The organism is Sutterella sp., from assembly GCF_052272535.1.
Lineage (GTDB): Bacteria > Pseudomonadota > Gammaproteobacteria > Burkholderiales > Burkholderiaceae_F > Sutterella.
Map to the genome: position 1 here is coordinate 1 of NZ_DAVZJY010000309.1, position 2,178 is coordinate 2,178.

Sequence of the window (2,178 nt, forward strand, 5' to 3'; positions counted from 1 at the left end):
AGGCATAGTTGTGGGTAGCCCTGAGGAAATACCGTTTCAAATGTCCTGAGCGCTTTGCGTTGTCGACCGCAACACCTATGAACGAGGCATCGCGATCTCGGATGAAGCAATCGCTGCCATTGATCTGGAGCCGATCACTCCGCTTGGGCAGTGGAATTACATCATCCGAGGCTTCAAGTAGATCTTCTCGCCGTCCTTCCAGACGCCGGTGACGCGCATCTGATGGAGCTTCGAGGGCGCGGCCATGAAGGGATTCGCTGAGAGCGTGATGAAGTTCGCCCGGGCGCCGGGTTCGATCACGCCGATCCTGCCCGCGACGGGCATCACCTTCGCGGCGCGGCTCGTATAGAGCGAAAGGGCCGTGCCGATCGAGACGGCCTCGTTGGGATTGAAGACGCCGCCGTCGGAGTCGCGGCGGGTCACGGCGGCCTCGAGACAAGCCATCACGTCGTCCGTGTCGCCCCAGGTCGTGCACGGCGCGTCCGAGGAGAGCGCAAAGGCGTCGATTTTCTTCGCGATGCTCTTCACGCGGTAGCAGGCGTCAAAGTCCTCGGGCGTCAACGCGGCGCGGTAGCTGCGCCACTCGGCGAAGGGGAAGATGATCTGGGTCGTGAGCGCGGGCTTCAGGGCCATGCGCTCGATTTTCTCGAGCTGGTCGTCGCGCAGCATGCTTACGTGCTCGAGGCGCACGGAGGGGACGCCCTCGAGCCAGGGCGTCTCGGTCTCGAGCCATCCGAGCACGGCGTCGATCGAGCGGTCGCCCATGATGTGGACGGCGCACTGCACGTCGTTGCGGCGTGCAAAGGCAACCGCGGCGCGGAAGGTCTTTTCCTCGAGGATCATCATTCCCGAGGGGTATTCGTTCGGAGCGCCCCCTTCGGGCGGCACGTAGGGGTTGCGCACCGCAGCCGTGCGCCCCGAGATCGAGCCGTCGGCGAAGAGCTTCACGCCGGCATAGCGCACGGCGCCCGTCTTCTCATCTTCCGTGAAGTCGGGCATCCCGAAGGGATCCTCCCCGCCCTTCCAGACGGCGTAGAGGTTCATTTCAACGGGAAGCCCCCGGCGGGCGGCCTCGCGGTAGAGCGCAAGGGGCTCGGGGTGGCCCGCGCCGCCGCGGTCGCACATCATGTCGCAGGTCGTGAGGATGCCGTGGCTGAGGTAGTGGTCCTTCAAGAGAAGAAGCGTCTCCACGTCGCTCTCAAAGGTCTTCGCGGGCTTGGCGTGGTGCTCGACGAACTCCACGGCCCCGAGCTCGATCAGGCGCCCGTCGGGGTTTCCCTCGGCGTCGCGCCCGAAGGCGCCGCGCTCGGGATCGGGCGTGTCGCGGGTGATGCCGGCGAGCTCAAGCGCGCGGGTGTTCACCACCGCGCTGTGGTAGTCCGAGCGCCGGATGAAGACGGGCTGCGTCGTGCTCACGCGGTCGAGGTCCTCGCGGGTGGGCGAACGCTTCTCGTCGAGGAGGCTTTCGTCGTACCCCCAGCCTTCGATCCAGCCTTCGCCCTTCTGCGCGGCGCTCGAGGCCCTGAGCTCACGGATCATGTCCTCGATCGACTTCACCGCGGGCGGCGTGCAGGCCGTGGCGCGCAGCGTCATCGCCAACCCCTCGGGGTGCGCGTGCACGTCGAGGAAGGCCGGCATCACGAAGGCCCCGCGCATGTCCACGGACCGGATCTCGGTCCCGTTGGGGGCGGGATCGTCCCCGCCGATGAAGACGCCGTCCTCGACCGTGAAGTCGGTGAGGAACGGCCGGCCGGTGCGGCCGACAAAGGCGCAGACGTTGAGATAATGGATGCGGGCCATGGCGGCTCCTGTTGAGAAGTGAATGCGGGGCGTTATTTTACGCTCGAATGCGGGAGAACCCTGAGACTGCGGCGGATCCGTCCACAATTTCAGGGTTCTCACAGCAAAAGATGCCCAACCATAGGACATAAATTCAGAGCGCCCTAGACGCCGAACAAAAAAATCGCCCGCCAATTCACGAAATACTTTGGTAGAATTTAAGCTGACGCAGGATTGAGCGGAAGCCGCTTCTTCGGAAGCGGCTAATCGGGGCCGCTCTTTCCTGCGTCTTTTTGTATCTGCAGCATCCGCAGGACCTCCCTTCCTCCCCATCCTGACCCGTTCTGCTCTCGGAAGACGGCGCGATCCAATCGCCCTCTTTCGCTTCACGGGCGTTTC

General features: G+C 64.4%; 1 protein-coding gene. It reads right to left on the reverse strand.

Translation table 11 applies throughout. The features are described 5' to 3' along the window. Window positions 1-156: 156 nt before the first annotated feature. The gene (locus ACT6Y9_RS10550) at window positions 157-1,800 is read right to left on the reverse strand and encodes an amidohydrolase (RefSeq protein ID WP_443744500.1); all 1,644 of its coding nucleotides are present in this window, start codon (window positions 1,798-1,800) and stop codon (window positions 157-159) included. Between the last annotated feature and the right edge of the window lie 378 nt (window positions 1,801-2,178).

What these genes read in the sequence shown, in the direction of transcription:
- ACT6Y9_RS10550 (WP_443744500.1), bottom strand. Translation starts at nt 1,800, where the DNA reads ATGGCCCGCATCCATTATCTCAACGTCTGCGCCTTTGTCGGCCGCACC.